Here is a 13,998-nt window from a genome sequence, read left to right as displayed (position 1 = left end):
GCCGGTAGTCAGCCCGGCGCGAGGAATGCCCGGATCGCCGCGTTGAGCTGCCGGGGCTGTTCGTGGATCACCCAGTGGCTGCCATCCGGAAAGCGCTCGATGCGCAGGTCCGGCACGAGTTCATCCAGGCCTTCGAGCAGCACCGGACCCAGCGCCGTGTCGGCCTCGCCCCAGATCACCAGCGTTGGCACGTGCACTGTCAGCGCCGCCGGGTCGAGCTTGAGTGCGGCGGCGCCGGGGTCGCCGGCCGTCGGCGGGTAGAGCGGCGAGGCGCGGTAGAGCTTGAGGGCGCAGGCCAGCGCGCCGGGCTGCGACCAGGCGGCGAGGTAGCGCGGGATGTCGTCGTCGTTCAGCGCGCAGCGGCCGCTGGCGGTGGCGTTGAACATTTTCAGCAGGCGCTCGAAGCCGTTTTCGCCCAGCACGCGCTCGGCCTTGTCGAGGCGGAAGAAATTCATGTAGGCGCTGGCCGCCTGCTGCGCCGGGTCGTGAGCCAGGGCGCGGGCGAAGGGCACGGTATGCGGCGCGTTGATGATGACCAGCTTGTTCACGTACTGCGGGTACAGCGCGGCGAAGGTCCAGGCGATGGCGCCGCCCCAGTCGTGCGCCACCAGCACGCAGGACTTGTCTTCCTGCCCTGCGCGCAAGTGCTCGATCAGTTGGCGCAGGTCTTCCAGCAGCGGCTTGATGCGGTAGGCCTCGACACCCTCGGGTTTGTCGGACAGGTTGTGGCCGCGCAGGTCGAAGGCCACCGCGCGGTAGTCGCGGCCGAACTCGTCGAGCTGGGCGTGCCAGCAATACCAGAACTCGGGAAAGCCATGGACGAAGAGCATCAGCGGCGCATCGGCCGCGCCCCGCGCGACGCAGTGCAGGCGGATGCCGTTGGCCGGGGCGTAGAACTCGTCCATCAGTCCTTGAACACCGGCTCGCGCTTCTGCATGGCGGCGGCGCCGGCCTCGAACAAGTCCTTCGACATCAGCATCGCCGAGTTCCAGGTGGCGATGTAGTTGAGGCCGTCGGCCACCGAGTGGTCGCGGGCGTAGGTGATCATTTCCTTGCAGCCGCGGATCGCCAGCGGCGACTTGGCGGCGATGCTCCGCGCCGTCTCCATGACGCCGGCGTGGAGCGCTTCGGCGGATTCGTAGCAGCGGTTGACCAGGCGCATCTCTTTCGCTTCGGCGCCATCGACGCGGCGGCCGGTGTAGGCCAGCTCGCGTGCCATGCCCTCGCCGATCAGGCCGGGCAGGCGCTGCAGGGTGCCGACGTCGGCCGTCATGCCGACGTCGATCTCGCGCACCGAGAACCAGGCCTCGGCCGAGCAGTAGCGCATGTCGCAGGCGGTGACGAGGTCGATGCCGCCGCCGATGCAGGCGCCGTGGATGGCGGCCAGCACCGGCTTGCGACAGCGCTCGACCGAGCTCAGCGTGTCCTGCAGGCGCAGGATCAGGCGGCGCAGCTTTTCGCGCTTGCGGGCCTCGTCCTCGTCCTCGATCTTGGCGGGAACGCCCATCAGGAGCGCAAGATCGATGCCCGAGGTGAAGTATTTGCCGCGCCCGACCAGGACCCCGACGCGGGCTTCGGGGGTCTCGTCCAGCCATTGCATGGCCTGCTCTATTTCGTACCACATCGGCTCGCTCATGGCGTTGGCCTTGTCGGGGCGGTTGAGGGCGATGGTGGCGACGTTGCCGTCGAGCGTTACGTCGAGGGTGCTGAATTCCATGGGGCTTCCTTTCAGAAATCGGGCGGAGACTGGAAATTGTCGCGCAACTCGCGCTTGAGGATCTTGCCGATGGCGCTGCGCGGCAGGGCGGCGACGATTTCGACGGCGGCGAGGCGCTGGGTCTTGCCCAGGCGGGCGTTGGCCCAGTCGCGAAGTCCGGTCGCGGTCGAAATCGCCGTGCCACCAGCGCCGACTCCTGCAACGACGAAGGCCACCGGCGTTTCGCCCCAGCGCTGCGAGGCGACGCCGACCACGGCCGCTTCGGCCACAGCCGGGTGCTGCGCCAGCACGGCTTCGAGGTCGCTGGGATAGACGTTGAATCCGCCGCTGATGATCATGTCCTTCTTGCGGTCCATCAGCGTCAAAAAGCCATCGGCATCGAAGCGGCCGACGTCGCCGGTACGGATGAAGCGCTTGCCGTCCGGCGCGTACCACTCGGCCTCGCGGGTCTTTTCCGGCTGGCGGTGGTAGCCCCGCATCATCGCCGGTGAATGGCCGACGATTTCACCGATTTCGCCGGGCGCGACTTCGCGGCCGGCCTCGTCGATCAGGCGGATGTCATGGCCCTCGGCCGGCTGGCCGACGGTGGCGAGCTTGTGCGGGTGCTCGTGTGCCTTGAGCACCACCGTGCCGCCGCCTTCGGTCATGCCGTAGTACTCGATCAGGCCGCCCGGCCAGCGGCGCAGGATGTCGGCCTTGAGCGCGGCGGCGAAGGGCGCGCTGGTGCAGAACTTCATGCGGAAGGCGGAGAGGTCGTGGCGATCGAATTCGCGGTGCGCCATCAGGCGCGCGTACTGCACCGGCACCAGCATGCTGTGGGTGGCGCGATGGCCTTGCGCGAGTTCGAGATAGCGGGCGGCCTCGAACTTCGGCATCAGCACGGCGGTGCCGCCCAGCACCACGGCGGGGAAGAAGCTGACCAGCGTGGTGTTGGAGTAGAGCGGTGTCGACACCAGGGTCACGGCATCGGGCCCGTAGCCGTGGTCGCGGGCGCGCTGCGCATGGACCCAGCGCATGCCGTGCGGCTGGACGATGCCCTTGGGTGTGCCGGTGGTGCCCGAGGAATAGATGATGTTGAAGGGCCAGTCGGGGCGGATCGCCACCGGTTTCGGCTGGCTGCCGGCCGGGGCCAGCCAGGTCGAGAAACGCGTAGCGGTGGCGGATTCGTCAAGCGCGATCCAGGGCACGCCGATCCGGTCCCGCACCGGCGCCAGTTCGCCGGCGACGGCGGCATCGACGAAGAACAGGCGCGCTTCGGCATTGGCCGCCATGTCGGCGATGGTCTGCGGCGTCGACGAGGGCGCCAGCGGTGCGACGGCGATGCCGGCGCGCAGCGCGCCGAGGAAGACGGCGGCATATTCGAGCGAGGTGCCGGCGCAGATGGCGACGGCTTCGGTGGGGCGTATGCCGGCGCGCTGCAGGGTCGCGGCAACACGGTCCATCATCGTGTCGAGCGTGGCGAATGAGACGCGGCGTTCGCCCTCGATCAGGGCCGGGTGGTTGGGGCGTTGCCGCGCATGGAGGCGGATCAGCTCGCCGTAGCTGCCGAAGGGGCGGGCGAGCAGTTGGTCCAGAGTCATTCGGCCTTGGGCGGCGCCGGGTCGCGACGCCGGTACATGCCGTAGCCTTCCATCTGGGCGACTTCCTCGTTTTTCTGGTTCAGCACTTCCCAGCGCACGAGGACCAGGCCGACGTGCGGCTTGCTTTCCATCGGCCGCGCTTCCAGGACCACCGAGCGCACGTGCAGCGTGTCGCCGGGGCGCACCGGCTTGATCCAGCGGATGTTCTCCAGGCCGGGCGAGCCGAGGCTGGCGGTGTCGAGCAGGAATTCGTCGCACATCATGCGCATCGCCATGGCGCAGGTATGCCAGCCGCTGGCGCACAGCCCGCCGAAGAGGCTGGCCTTGCCGGCTTCTTCCGACAGGTGGAAGGGCTGCGGGTCGAACTTCTTCGCGAAGTCGATGATCTCCTCGGCGCTGACGGTGTAGTTGCCGAATTCGCGGACCTTGCCGACGGGGAAATCTTCCCAGTAGTACTTGTAGGTTTTGGTGGTCATGTCATCTTTCAGGCAGGACGCAGGGCGCCGTCCTGCAGCTTCGGCACAACGTCGTAACAGCTTTCCTGGGCGGCGAAGGCGACTTCGTCATCGAGGCTGCGCGCCAGCATCATGCGGCCGACGCGGGCGCGACGCAGGGCGTCGAGGCCGTCGCAGTGGTCGTGCAGCAGTTCGGCGGCGAGCGCGGCATCGGAATACTCGGCGTCCGGCAGCGCCTGGTGGAACAGGGAGACGAAGTAGCCGGCGCCGTAGAAATCCTCGAGGTTGAAGTTGTCCGCCGAGCCGGAGCAGACGATGAGGATGGTGGCCTCCGCATGGTCGGCGACGATGCGCTCGACCACGGCGCGGCCGTTGAGCAGAGCGGCGGCGTAAACGTGGGCGGCGCCCTGCGACTTGGCCAGCGCCACGGTGCCGTTGGTGGTGCAGTAGATCAGGCGCCGGCCGGCGATCCCCTCGGCCAGCAGGGCCTTGGGCGTCGGGTGTACGAAGCCGGGCAGTGTGTCGGCATTGAGTTCGCCAGAGAGCACGTAGGAGCCTTCCGGGTAGGTGGCGGCTGCCGCCTGCGCGGCACGGCCGTCGAGGGTGGCGATGACTTCGGTCGCGCCATGGGCCAGGGCGGTGACGATGGAGGAGGTGGCGAAAAGGATGTCGAGCACCACCACCACCTTGCCTTCGAGGCGCTGGGCGTCGAGTTCTTCTTTTTTCAGCAGGACATGAACCTTAGCCATCCGTGCGTTCCTTGGGCACGGCCGGCTTCATCAGGGCGAAGACGCCGGTGCCGGTCATGATCACGCGCTCGCCGCAGACCAGCGTGCAACTGGCATAGGCCAGGCGTCCGCCCATGCGGTCGAGGTCGACGTGGGCCTCGACCCAGTCGCCGGGTTCGGCGGCGGAGACGAAGTTGGTGGTGAGGCTGACCGTGACGATGGGCTGCGGCGGCTCCTTCGAGCTGGAGACGACGATGCCCAGCGCCGTGTCGAACATCGAGACGAGGAAGCCGCCGTGGGCGATGTGGCGGATGTTGCAATGGCGTTCCTCGACGCGGATCGCCAGCACCATCTGCCCGCGTTCGCCGCCCTTGCCGGCATCGATGCGGTAGTACCAGGGGCCGAGGCCGGTCAGGTAGCCGCCGCCGCGCTTGAGGGGCTTGTAGCCCTCGGGAATGTTCTCGGTCATCAGGTTTTGTGAATCTTGTCGGGGTCGGGAGCGCGTTTTTCGAGGAAGGCGGCGAAGATTTCCTTGGCGGCGGGGGCGGCGACGAGGTCGCCGAAGAAAATCACTTCCTCGTCGATGGCCTCGATCGCGCTGCGATCCGGCGGGCGTTTCAGGAGCGCCTTGGTCACGGCGAGCGAGCCGGCCGGGCGGGCGGCGAGCTTCTGCGCGGCTTCCATGGCGGCGGCCATCAGTTCGCCGGGCGCCAGCACGCGATTGACGAAGCCGGCTTCCCGTGCGGTCGTGGCATCGAAGGGCTCACCCAGCATCAGCAGTTCGGCGGCGCGCTGGTAGCCGGCGACGCGCGGCAGCAAGAGGCTGGAGCCGCCCTCGGGGCAGAGCGCGAGATTGACGAAGGGCAACTGGAAGCGGGTATTGTCGGCGGCATAGACCAGGTCGCAATGCAGCAGCATGGTCGTGCCGATGCCCACCGCGTTGCCGGCGACGGCGGCGACGATGGGCTTTTCGAAGGCGGCGATCAGGTGCAGGAAGGGGATGGCGGCGCTCGGGTCGCCCACCTTGCGCTGCAGGAAGTCGGCGAGGTCGTTGCCGGCGGTGAACATGTCGTCCTGGCCGCGCAGCAGCACCACCCGCACATGGCTGTCGTCCCGCGCCCGCGACAGCGCCGCACTCATGGCGCGATACATGTCCGAGGTGATGGCGTTCTTCTTCTCGCGGCGACTGATCTCGATGCCGAGGATGCCGTTCTGTTGGGTAACCAGGATGTTGGGGTGGCTCATTGGTTTAGAAACTTTCAGGTGGCATCGCTAGAGTGGTGTCGTCGAGGCTGCGCAGGAGTTCGTGCCATTGGCGGACCTTGGGCAGCTCCCAGCGGTAAAACCAGCGGCAGGCGGCCAGTTTGCCACGATAGAAGTCCCCATCCGTGCTCTGGGTGGCGATGCCGCTTTGCAGCCCGCGCTGCGCAGCGATGGTCTGGCGCAGCCAGATCCAGGCGATCACCGTGTGGCCGAAGGCTTCGAGGAAGAGCACGGCATTCGCGAGTGCCAGCGTCGGGTTGGCGGCCAGCACCGGGGCCAGGGCCTGCAGCGTGGTGGCGACCTCGTTCATGGCCGCCTGCAGTTCGCCGGCGTAGGGAGCCAGCGCCGGATCGCCTTGCGCTTCGGCGACGGTCTTGCCGGCTTCGCGGGCGAACAGCTTCATCGCCGCGCCACCGTTCATAACCGCCTTGCGCCCGAGCAGGTCGAGCGCCTGGATGCCGTGGGTGCCTTCGTGGATGGGGTTGAGGCGGTTGTCGCGGTAGAACTGCTCGACCGGGTATTCGCGCGTGTAGCCGTAGCCGCCGTGGATCTGGATTGCCAGGCTGTTGGCTTCGAGGCACCACTGCGAGGGCCAGGACTTGGCGATCGGCGTCAGCAGGTCGAGCAGCAAACTGGCCTCCTGAATCGCCGTGTCGTCAGCGCCGACTCTTGTTTCATCTACGAGGCGTGCGCAGTAGAGGCAGAGCGCATAGCCGGCCTCGACATAGGCCTTTTGCGCCAGCAGCATGCGGCGGATGTCGGCGTGTTCGATCAGCTTGAGCTGCGGGTCGTTCGGGTTCTTGTTGGTCGGCGCGCGGCCCTGCGGGCGCTCTTTGGCGTAATCGAGCGAGGCGAGGTAGCCGCGGTAGCCGAGCATCACCGCGCCCATGCCGACGCCGATGCGCGCCTCGTTCATCATGTGGAACATGTAGGTGAGGCCCTTGTGCGGCTCGCCCACCAGTTCGCCGATGCAGGCGTCCTTTTCGCCGAAGCTGAGCATGGTCGAGGTGGTGCCGCGATAGCCCATCTTGTGGATCAGGCCGGCCAGCGCCACGTCGTTGCGGGTGCCGAGGCTGCCGTCTGCAGCGACGTGGAACTTGGGCACGATGAACAGCGAAATGCCCTTGACACCCGGCGGCCCGCCGGGGATCCTGGCCAGCACCAGGTGCACGATGTTTTCCGACAGATCGTGGTCACCGGCGGAAATGAATATCTTGTTGCCGACTATCGAATACCTGCCATCTGCATTGGGCGTTGCGCTGGTGGTGATGTCGGAGAGGCTGGAGCCGGCCTGCGGCTCGGTGAGCGCCATGGTGCCGAAGAAGCGGCCGGCCAGCAGCGGGCCGAGATACTTTGCCCGTTGCGCCTCGCTGCCGAAGCGGTGGATTACATTGGCGTTGGCGATGGTGAGGAAGGGATAGGCCGCGGTGCCGACATTGGCGCCCTTGAACAGCGAGAACGCCGCCTGCGTCAGCAGCACCGGCAACTGCATGCCGCCGCGTTCGAAATCATGGGCGGCGGCGATGAAGCCGGCCTCGCAAAAAGCCTTCAGCGCCTCGGCGACTTCCGGGATCATGCTCACGCGCTGGCCGTCGAAAGTCGGCTCGTGCTCGTCGGCCTTGCGGTTGTGGGGCGCGAACTTCTCTTCGGCGATGGCGGCCGCCGTATCGAGCACGGCGGCGAAGGTTTCGCGGCTGTGCTCGGCGTAGCGCGGACGCTGCGTCAGCGCTTCGGCGTCGAGGACTTCGAAGAGCTGGAAGTCGAGGTCGCGGCGGTTGATGATCCCCGCCACGGTCAGGCGGCCAGCAAGCTGTCGGAAAAACGGCCGAGGTGGTAATCGACGTCGCCGAAAGTGAGTCCGATCATGGTCAGGCGCTTGAAGTAGTGGCCGACGTTGAGTTCGTCGGTGACGCCCATGCCGCCATGAAGTTGCACCGCCTGTTGGCCGACGAGGCGTGCCGACTGCAGGACGTAGGCCTTGGCCGCGGCGATGCAGCGGCTGCGTTCGGCGGAATCAGGCGAATCGGCACGCACGGCGGCCAGCGTCGCCATGGAGCGGGCCTGCTCGGTGGCGATCACCATGTCGGCCATGCGGTGCTGCAGGGCCTGGAACTTGCCGATCGGGGTGCCGAACTGCTTGCGCGTCTTCAGGTATTCCAGCGTGACTTCGTTGAGCGCGGCCATGATGCCGACGGCTTCGGCGCAAAGTGCGGCGTTGGCGTAATCGACGGCGCGCTCGATCAGCGGCAGGGTGCCACCGGCGGGGCCGATCAGGGCCTCGGCACCGATCTCGACGCCGGACAGGCGGATGTCGGCGGCGCGCGCGCCATCCTGGGTCGGGTAGCTGCGCAGGCTGAGGCCGGGCGCCTTGGCGTCGACCAGGAAGAGCGAGAGGCCGAGGCCTTCGCGCGCCGAGACGATGAATTTGCCGGCGGAGGGCGCGGCGAGCACGACCGCCTTGATACCGTCGAGCTTCCAGCCATTTCCCGCCGGCGTGGCTTTGGTGGCGACGTGGTTGAGGGCATAGCGGCCACCGGCCTCATTGTGGGCGAAGGCGAGCATCAGTTCACCGCCGGCGATGGCGGGCAGCAGGGCCTCTTTTTGCGCGGCGCTGCCGGCATCGCGGATCAGGCCGCCACAGAGTACGACGGTGGGCAGGTAGGGCTCGAGCGCCAGGCCGCGACCGAGCATTTCCATGACCAGCATGCTGTCGACGGCGCTGCCATCGAGGCCACCGAAGCCCTCGGGGAAGGGCAGGGCGAGGATGCCGAATTCTGCGAAGGTGGCCCAGGCGGCGCGATCGAAGCCATCCGCTGATCTGCTCATCGCGCGGCGATGTTCGAAGCCGTAGTCGCGGGCGAAGAAGCGGCGCAGGGTGTCCTGCAGGGCAGTCTGTTCTTCCGTGTAGTCGAAGTTCATGGTGTCAGAGTCCAAGGATCATTTGCGAAATGATGTTCTTCTGGATTTCGTTGGAGCCGCCGTAGATGGTGGTCTTGCGCACATTGAAATAGTGACCTGACAAGGGGCCGGCGTCGTCTTCATACGAAGGCATTGCTGGATCACCGGACCAGGCGGGATCGAGCGACTCGTGCAGGTAAGGCAGGGCATAGTGGCCCAGCGCCTGCATCTGCAGTTCGGTCAGCATCTGCTGGATCTCCGAGCCCTTGATCTTGAGGATCGAGGCTTCCGGGCCGGGAGCGCGCTTTTTCTCTCCCTCTGCGGAGATGACGCGCAGGTTGGTGATTTCCAGCGCCATGAGTTCCATCTCGACCTGGGCAATGCGGTCGCGGAAGCGCGGGTCCTCGATCAGCGGGCGGCCGGCGCTGCTTTCGCGGCGGGCGATGGCCTTGAGCTTTTTCAGTTCGCGCTTGGAGCGGCCGACGCCGGCGATGCCGGTGCGCTCGTGGCCGAGCAGGAACTTGGCGTAGGTCCAGCCCTTGTTCTCTTCGCCGACGCGGTTCTCGACCGGAACCCTGACGTCTTCGAACCAGACCTCGTTGATCTCGTGCTCGCCGTCCATCATGATGATCGGGCGCACGGTGATGCCCGGCGTCTTCATGTCGATCAGCAGGAAGGAGATGCCCTCCTGCTGGCGGCCTTCGGTACTGGTGCGCACCAGGCAGAAGATCCAATCGGCGTACTGGCCCAGCGTGTTCCAGGTCTTCTGGCCGTTCACGACGTAATGGTCGCCCTCACGGACGGCGCGGGTCTTCAATGACGCCAGGTCGGAGCCTGAGCCGGGTTCGGAATAGCCCTGGCACCACCAGTCGGTGCCGTCGACAATGCGGGGAAGGAAATGCGCCTGCTGGGCCGGGTTGCCGAAGGCCATGATGACCGGCGCGACCATCTTGAGGCCGAAGGGCAGTTGCATCGGTGCGCCGGCATCGGCGCATTCCTCGTCGAAGATGTGCTGCTGCACCGGGCTCCAGCCCGTGCCGCCGTGGCTCACCGGCCAACTGGAGGCGCCCCAGCCGCGCGCATGAAGGATTTTTTGCCAGCGAACGAAGTCATCCCTGGTCATGCGCCGACCGCCGTGGACCTTGCGGCTGATTTCGGCGGGCAGGTTGCCATCCAGGAAGCTGCGTACCTCGTCGCGGAATGCGTGTTCCTCCGGCGTGAAATTCAGATCCATGGGGTGTTGGTCCTCAAGAATGGGCTATGATGGTTCGCAATGCAGAACAATGTTCCGCAAGAATGGTACGCGAGTTAGCCGGATGTGACAAGGCGTCCCCTATCGCCCGGCGGGTTTCCTCGAGACTCGCGCAATCCCGCTGAAGGAGTTTAGGCAACTCTGACGGGCCGCAAATCGGTGCGATGCTTGATTCTTTGTCCACGATCTCCGATAATCCACCCCCTGCCGCCGGGGGGTATTCCCGACTGCAGACGTTCCGGTGGTGGCTGTAGCTCAGTTGGTAGAGTCCTGGATTGTGATTCCAGTTGTCGTGGGTTCGAGTCCCATCAGCCACCCCACCCAAGATCGCCCGCGGGAGCGTCGCCGGCCATTTCACCCCGGGTCGTGCGAGTCAGAAATCGGAGCCTTTGGCTCCGTTTTTTTATCTGTGCCGAAGACCACAGAGTCCTCCGACAGCCAGTCGCAGTCTCGGCGCCGGCGTCCGGAACCCGGATGGTTTCGAAATCCGGCACGGGCCTGCGGTCCGCCTTGGCCAGCATCGGAGCCGATTTCCGACCTTCTTTGGCATGTGAGGCAACGAGGCATAGAATGACCGCGGAGGAGTCAGGGCGAAATCGCGGCAAACGCCGCCGGCCGCCACATCCCTGAGCGAACAGAAGAAGAAGGAAACGGCCCAATGTCGATGCGAAAGCTCATCGTTGCCAATGGAATCTGTTTCGTCGAAATTCCGGCGGCCGGGGTCTACCTGCTTTGCGGTTCGCCTGCCGACGCCGTCAAGCACCTGCTGCGACGGGGAATCATCCAGACCACCGAGCGCAACGGGGTGTCATTCGAAAACGGGCCGAATGCCATCCTCCTGTCGGATGTGATGGTGCAGAACGGGCACTTGTGCAACCTCGCCGAGTTTCCCATTCTGCAGATGCTCTACAGGCAGGGCATGCTGATCCCCAACCATCCCAACAATACCGGCCGCAAACCCCGGCTGATCGGTACCCCCGAGCAACTTGCGGCGCAGTTGCGCTACATCCATCGCGGCAACTACGGACTGATATCTGCCGAGGAGATGATGAAGGCCGGCGTCTCCGAGGCCGAGGCCGACGAGTTGATGCGGGTCAAGCTCAAATTCGCCTTCGGCCAGATCGCGCGACCCGAGGCATTCGTCGAGTGCCATCCTCTGACCGCCGGGAGGATGGACATTGGCGACGGCGTCAGCATCGAGCGAATCGCGAACAATGTCTTCGAGGTGCGTCATGGCGAAGACATGGTCGAAGTTGACCTCAACCTCGGCCAGCACCGGATATATCCCTGCCCCTATCCCCTGAGCCATGTCGCCGTCGATCGCCACTACTTTGCCGTGGTGCATGCCGGCGACGGCGACGGCTGGGATTTCAACCGGCCGGCGATGGGCAGCGTGCTGATCCACCAGGGTCGCGTCTACCTGATCGATGCCGGTCCCAACATCCATTACAGCCTCGATGCGCTGGGCATCGGCAAGAAGGAAGTCGCCGGAATCTTCCATACCCATTGCCATGACGACCACTTTGCCGGCCTGACGACGCTGCTGCAGTGCGACCGGCCGCTGCAATATTTCGCCACGCCACTGGTGCGCGCGTCGGTGACGCGCAAGTTCTGCGCCCTGCTGTCGATTCCAGAAAGCGAGTTCGCCAAGTACTTCGACATCCGCGACCTCGCGTCAGGGGAGTGGAACGACATCATGGGCCTGGAAGTGATGCCTACGGTTTCGCCGCATCCCGTGGAAACCACGGTGTTCAATTTTCGCGTGCTCTGGGAAGGTGGCTACCGCACCTATGCGCATCTTGCCGACATCGCCTCCTTCGCCATGATCGACGCCATGATCAGTCCCGACCTGAGCGCGCCAGGGCTCAGCGCCGCGCGCGCCGATGCGGTCAAGGCGTCCTACCTGGAGCGGGTGGACCTGAAGAAGATCGACATCGGTGGCGGCATGATCCATGGCTGCGCCGAGGATTTTTCCGAGGACCGGTCGAGGCGGCTGCTGCTCGCCCATACCGCACGGGACCTGACGCAGGCCGAGCGCCGCATCGGCTCCGGCGCGCCTTTCGGGACCCTCGACGTGATGATTCCGGGCGAGCAGAATTTCCTGTTGCGCGATGCCAGCGAGTTCCTCAAGAGCTATTTCCCCACGGTGCCGGTGGAGCGACTGCACATGTTGCTCAACAATCGCATCGTCACCTTCAACCCGGAGACCATCATCATGTCCGCCGGATCGGTACCGGCGGAAATCTACCTGCTGCTTGCCGGGAAGGTGGAGATCCTGACCCAGGACCCGAACAGCGCGCACTTCCTGTTCAGCGGATCGCTGCTCGCGGAGTCGGCGGCCATCCACAACCGCGAGAGTGAGGAAACCTACCGTTCCGTCGGCTTCGTCCAGGCCTTGCGCCTGCCGGCCGATCTCTATCGCAACTTTGTCGAGCGCTTCTTTTCAAGCGAGGAATTGCTCAATGTGCGCCTGGTCGAGGAGCGCCTGCGGCGCACCTTCCTGTTCAGTGATGCGGTCACCAATACCACCCTGTTCAGCCTCGCCAAGATCTGCGAGATCACCCGCCTGCATGCCGGCAAGCAGTTCGTCGGCGCGCAGGGGCAACTGCATCTCATCGGCAAGGGGCGGCTGGCGCGTGGCAAGGACGAAAACGCGCCAGTGCTCGGCAAGGGAGAATTCTGGGGTGCCGACGGTCTGTTCGCTGCGGTGCCCAATGGGGCCGAGGCCCCTCCCGTGGAATCCGCTCCGGAAGTCCCGCTGGTCGCGCTCGACAGCTGCGAGATCTATTCCGTGCCGCTGGTCATGGTGGAAAGGATCCCGGTAGTGCGCTGGAAGCTGTTCGAAGCCTTCCGCAACACCCATCCCTACGCCGCGCCGCGTTATCGCGGAACGGCGCGCTGAACGACGGGGTTCTGGCGGTAGAACAGCCTGAGCTGTTCGTGGACATGCGGGTACTCATCCAGCAGCACCGCGGGGTTTTCGAAAAAGGCTTCGCTGGCGACTGCGAAGAACTCGGAAGGCCATTCGGCGCCATAGGGGTCCAGCAGGGTTTCCTCACTGCGATCAACGCGCCGCTGGAAGTCGTCGAACGCCTCGCGCATGACCGCTATCCAGTGCCGGCGCGACATGCCTTCATGCAGCGGCGGCACGCCGTCGGCATCACCGCTGCGCATGTCCAGCTTGTGGGCGAACTCGTGGATCACGACGTTGATGCCGTGGGCGTCGGCCAAGTCATCGAACCAGGAAAGCAGCACCGGGCCCCCGTGCCAGGCCTCGCCCATGACTTCGTCGTCGTACACGTGCACCACCCCATCCTCGTCGATCATGCGGCGCGGGATCAGGAAATCGCCGGGATACACCACGATGCCGACCCAGCCCGCATACCAGTCGAGGCCGAGGTGGAGGACCAGCAGGCAGGCCTGCAGCGCGATGGTGAGCTGGATGCGGGGCGTCAATTGCAGGCCCTGGGCGCCGCTCCATTGTTTTTCCGCGATGAACTGGCGGGCCAGCAGGCGCAACTGCGCGCGCTCGTCGGGTAGCAGGTGGCAGAGAAAATGCAATTCGGACTCGACCTGCTCCCATAGCGATTCCGCAATGTCCAGGCGGTCGGCCTGGCGCCGCCGCCACCAGTCGGATATGCCCATGATCAGTTGCCGCCCGCCTCGCCTGCGGCGCCGACATGGATCACCTCGGGTGGCGGGGACGGCAAGCAGGATGGGGTGCGCGGCAGGTTCGTCATGGAAGGGCGATTATGCACGGCATGGGATAATCGCCGCATGGTCTCCGTGGTGCATTCCCTCAAGCCGTCGAGCGGCGAAGCCGAGGTGCTGGAACGCCTGTGCGCCGGGCTGCCGGAGCCGGCCGCGGCGCGCGCTGCCGAAGCGCTGGCGCTGGCCCGCGACGCCTATGGCGACAAGCAGGTCGGTACCGGCGAAGCAGTCCTGCAACACGCCTTGGGCATGGCCCTGATCGTCGCCTCGCTCGACCTCGATGCCGATGCTCGCGTTGCCGCGCTTCTGTTTGCCGCCAGCGACCACGTGCCGGATTGCGGCGAACGCCTGAAAGCCGGCTTTGGCGACACTGTGGCGGGACTGGTCGATGGCC

At 65.8% G+C, this 13,998-nt stretch carries 13 protein-coding genes and 1 tRNA gene; 3 read left to right on the top strand and 11 right to left on the bottom strand.

Annotation, left to right across the window (positions count from 1 at the left end; all coding sequences use genetic code 11):
* Window positions 1-8 precede the first annotated feature (8 nt).
* Genes J0M27_RS06020 through J0M27_RS05975 form a run of 10 tightly spaced genes read right to left on the bottom strand, consistent with a single transcriptional unit; the run spans window position 9 to window position 9,875 of the window.
* The gene (locus tag J0M27_RS06020; protein WP_294988523.1) at window positions 9-905 is read right to left on the bottom strand and encodes an alpha/beta hydrolase; all 897 of its coding nucleotides are present in this window, start codon (window positions 903-905) and stop codon (window positions 9-11) included.
* Window positions 905-1,717, bottom strand: coding sequence for a crotonase/enoyl-CoA hydratase family protein (locus J0M27_RS06015; RefSeq protein WP_294988520.1), 813 nt, complete (start codon window positions 1,715-1,717; stop codon window positions 905-907). The genes J0M27_RS06020 and J0M27_RS06015 overlap by 1 nt, the downstream gene beginning before the upstream one ends.
* A gap of 11 nt (window positions 1,718-1,728) precedes the next feature.
* The gene (locus tag J0M27_RS06010) at window positions 1,729-3,297 is read right to left on the bottom strand and encodes a class I adenylate-forming enzyme family protein (protein ID WP_294988518.1); all 1,569 of its coding nucleotides are present in this window, start codon (window positions 3,295-3,297) and stop codon (window positions 1,729-1,731) included.
* The gene (locus J0M27_RS06005) at window positions 3,294-3,773 is read right to left on the bottom strand and encodes a MaoC family dehydratase (RefSeq protein WP_294988516.1); all 480 of its coding nucleotides are present in this window, start codon (window positions 3,771-3,773) and stop codon (window positions 3,294-3,296) included. Before J0M27_RS06005 ends, J0M27_RS06010 begins: the two co-directional genes overlap by 4 nt.
* Window positions 3,774-3,781: 8 nt before the next feature.
* Window positions 3,782-4,501 carry a 2-phosphosulfolactate phosphatase gene (locus tag J0M27_RS06000; protein WP_294988513.1) on the bottom strand — a complete coding sequence of 240 codons (720 nt, stop codon included), beginning with the start codon at window positions 4,499-4,501 and terminating at the stop codon, window positions 3,782-3,784.
* On the bottom strand, window positions 4,494-4,949 hold the full coding sequence (locus J0M27_RS05995; protein WP_294988510.1) for a PaaI family thioesterase: 456 nt from the start codon (window positions 4,947-4,949) through the stop codon (window positions 4,494-4,496). Before J0M27_RS05995 ends, J0M27_RS06000 begins: the two co-directional genes overlap by 8 nt.
* A complete protein-coding gene (locus tag J0M27_RS05990) occupies window positions 4,949-5,725 on the bottom strand; it encodes an enoyl-CoA hydratase (RefSeq protein ID WP_294988508.1) in 777 nt (258 codons plus the stop codon). The genes J0M27_RS05995 and J0M27_RS05990 overlap by 1 nt, the downstream gene beginning before the upstream one ends.
* A gap of 4 nt (window positions 5,726-5,729) precedes the next feature.
* On the bottom strand, window positions 5,730-7,535 hold the full coding sequence (locus J0M27_RS05985; RefSeq protein ID WP_294988506.1) for an acyl-CoA dehydrogenase: 1,806 nt from the start codon (window positions 7,533-7,535) through the stop codon (window positions 5,730-5,732).
* A gap of 2 nt (window positions 7,536-7,537) precedes the next feature.
* Window positions 7,538-8,662, bottom strand: a complete 1,125-nt coding sequence (locus J0M27_RS05980) for an acyl-CoA dehydrogenase family protein (protein WP_294988504.1) — start codon at window positions 8,660-8,662, stop codon at window positions 7,538-7,540.
* 4 nt (window positions 8,663-8,666) lie between these two features.
* Window positions 8,667-9,875 carry an acyl-CoA dehydrogenase family protein gene (locus J0M27_RS05975; protein ID WP_294988502.1) on the bottom strand — a complete coding sequence of 403 codons (1,209 nt, stop codon included), beginning with the start codon at window positions 9,873-9,875 and terminating at the stop codon, window positions 8,667-8,669.
* A 262-nt stretch (window positions 9,876-10,137) separates the two neighbouring features.
* Here J0M27_RS05975 and J0M27_RS05970 point away from each other — a divergent pair.
* Window positions 10,138-10,213, top strand: a tRNA-His gene (locus J0M27_RS05970).
* Between the two features lie 338 nt (window positions 10,214-10,551).
* Entirely contained in the window at window positions 10,552-12,795 is a 2,244-nt protein-coding gene (locus J0M27_RS05965) for an MBL fold metallo-hydrolase (RefSeq protein ID WP_294988500.1), read from the top strand.
* Here the strand turns inward: J0M27_RS05965 and J0M27_RS05960 are convergent.
* A complete protein-coding gene (locus J0M27_RS05960; protein ID WP_294988497.1) occupies window positions 12,774-13,538 on the bottom strand; it encodes a M90 family metallopeptidase in 765 nt (254 codons plus the stop codon). The genes J0M27_RS05965 and J0M27_RS05960 overlap by 22 nt on opposite strands.
* 6 nt (window positions 13,539-13,544) lie before the next feature.
* On the opposite strand from J0M27_RS05960, the gene J0M27_RS05955 reads away from it, so the two are divergent.
* Window positions 13,545-13,998 (top strand): HD domain-containing protein (locus tag J0M27_RS05955; RefSeq protein WP_294988494.1); only part of this gene is annotated, 454 nt, incomplete at its 3' end.

Origin of the sequence: Sulfuritalea sp. (genome assembly GCF_017302275.1) — a bacterium.
Taxonomy (GTDB): domain Bacteria; phylum Pseudomonadota; class Gammaproteobacteria; order Burkholderiales; family Rhodocyclaceae; genus Sulfuritalea.
The sequence above is the reverse complement of the archived record's forward strand: the minus strand, read 5'-3'. Positions and strand labels throughout refer to the sequence as shown.